This is a genomic window from Vibrio sp. R-1, assembly GCF_035615595.1.
Lineage (GTDB): Bacteria > Pseudomonadota > Gammaproteobacteria > Enterobacterales > Vibrionaceae > Vibrio > Vibrio cholerae.
On the sequence record NZ_WPDC01000270.1, the window covers coordinates 1 to 635 of the forward strand.

Annotated in this window: 2 protein-coding genes; both read left to right on the top strand. The window is 40.3% G+C overall.

The genetic code is table 11. The features are described 5' to 3' along the window. Nucleotides 1–47: 47 nt before the first annotated feature. Complete coding sequence (locus tag GOU96_RS18045) at nt 48–314, top strand: BrnT family toxin (protein ID WP_258502618.1); 267 nt, start codon at nt 48–50, stop codon at nt 312–314. Next, nucleotides 301–546: a type II toxin-antitoxin system BrnA family antitoxin gene (gene brnA / locus GOU96_RS18050; protein WP_000643598.1), complete on the top strand. Its 246-nt coding sequence runs from the start codon at nt 301–303 to the stop codon at nt 544–546. The genes GOU96_RS18045 and brnA overlap by 14 nt, the downstream gene beginning before the upstream one ends. Nucleotides 547–635 lie beyond the last annotated feature (89 nt).

The window sequence follows — 635 nt, forward strand, 5'->3', positions numbered from 1 at the left end:
AATAAACATAGTTTGCCTAATGAGTAAAAAGGGTGTAGTTTTTACTCATGATTAAATTTGAATTTGATGAAAACAAAAGCAGAAGTAATCTCGAAAAGCACGGTATTGATTTTCATACAGCTCAAGGGTTGTGGAATGATTCAGATCTTATCGAGATCCCTGCAAACACAAGTGATGAGCCCAGATATTTGGTTGTCGGTTTGCTAAACAGTAAGCATTGGTCAGGAGTAATTACCTACCGAGGTACGAATGTCAGGATCATCTCAGTTCGGCGTTCACGGAAAGCGGAGGTAAGCCTTTATGAAAGCGCATGAATTTGATGCCAAGTTTGAAAGTGACGACGATGATATCGTAATGGACTTGGATCTATCGCAAGCTAAAAGACCGATGCATAAGCAAAAACGAGTCAATGTAGATTTTCCAGCCTGGATGCTTGAGTCCTTGGACAGAGAAGCGAGTCGTATTGGTGTAACACGTCAATCAATCATTAAAATTTGGCTGGCAGAAAGGTTAGAGAGCGTGTCTCATCATTCAAGTGTGAGATAAACGGCTAACAAAGCATTTAAGATGGACTCACAACGCGTGGCATTTTTGCCATGCGTTTGTTTTTGTGATGAATTTGCTATGCATTGAGT

Excerpts from the sequence above, each read along its gene's own strand:
- GOU96_RS18045 (WP_258502618.1), top strand. The coding sequence starts at position 48 with ATGATTAAATTTGAATTTGATGAAAACAAAAGCAGAAGTAATCTCGAA.
- brnA (WP_000643598.1), top strand. The coding sequence starts at position 301 with ATGAAAGCGCATGAATTTGATGCCAAGTTTGAAAGTGACGACGATGAT.